Annotated in this window: 1 protein-coding gene; it reads right to left on the bottom strand. The window is 56.2% G+C overall.

What is annotated here, in order from left to right; genetic code table 11:
• Positions 1 to 12 precede the first annotated feature (12 nt).
• The coding region (locus tag DT23_RS19780; RefSeq protein WP_162177271.1) for a hypothetical protein at positions 13 to 1040 on the bottom strand (1028 nt) is incomplete at its 5' end.

A 1040-nucleotide genomic window follows, 5' to 3' on the forward strand; every position in this document is an offset into this window, starting at 1 on the left:
ACGGCGCACCGTTTACGAACCTTGCGCATTCCACGAACAAGACTGTAAATCGGATTGCCGATACAGCCTTCGGTCGAGCGGATGGTCTGGAACAACAGAAGATACGCCACGGCGCTCCAAGTCCGCCCGAACTGAGCCAACCGCACGCCCAGACACATGCGCTAAAAACCCAAGCGTTGTATAGCACCGGCAGAATGCTTCCACGCAATCACGCCGCGCTATCATCTGGCTCTTCCTCGACACCGATGACCTGCTGCGCTCAAGCGGCAGATAGCCTTCGTCGCAGAGCCATTTCACCATCGCGTAGCTAGCATGAAGACTCTTTTGCAGTTCAGGCTTGGTCAGCCCATCATCGGGGGGTATCGCGAGCTTTGCCCTCACTTCCTCGACGTCGACAAGAAGGCCGCCGAAGTTGCGTTGGCGCGGGAGGCATCCAACGAATTCCAGTTGATTGCTAAGGATGAGAGTCACGATCTCGCCCGTGCTGCAAACCACCTTGCGAGCCGCAGTTTGAAGATCGAACTGCCCGGCTCCTGGAACCGCAACAGTTTCCGCGTGTCTCAGTATCTTTTTCCGGAACTCACGGATCGCCAAGACTGAGTAGCGGGGTTTTGCCTTCGCAGTCTCGCTGACAGGCGCGACAAACCCCCATTTGCGCATGACGTCGAACTGGCTTCTGGAAATCCCAAGTTCCTGCTGAGCTCTTCCCTGGCAAACCGACATTGATGTGTTTATCAGGAGCGGCCTAACCAGCTCGGCGTCGAACAGATACTCACCGTCGTGTCGGCTCGCTCCGGACGGACTCTGCAAAAAGCCTTCAGCTTCAAGGATACTGCGCAGTCTCTTGGGATGAAGACCGGCTTCTTTCGCGGCAGTTGCCACTGAATGCACACGGCGTCGAACACAAGGTTTGCCAAGCACCACAGTGCCGGTAGCAATCGGATATGAAGAGGTGATGTGGTCGTGCACGATGTCCCTTACACGATCATATTGCTTCGCCTTCGCACCTGAATAGTGAACCGCCCCGAGTTTACCGGAGG

The organism is Thioclava indica (assembly GCF_000714545.1).
Taxonomy (GTDB): domain Bacteria; phylum Pseudomonadota; class Alphaproteobacteria; order Rhodobacterales; family Rhodobacteraceae; genus Thioclava; species Thioclava indica.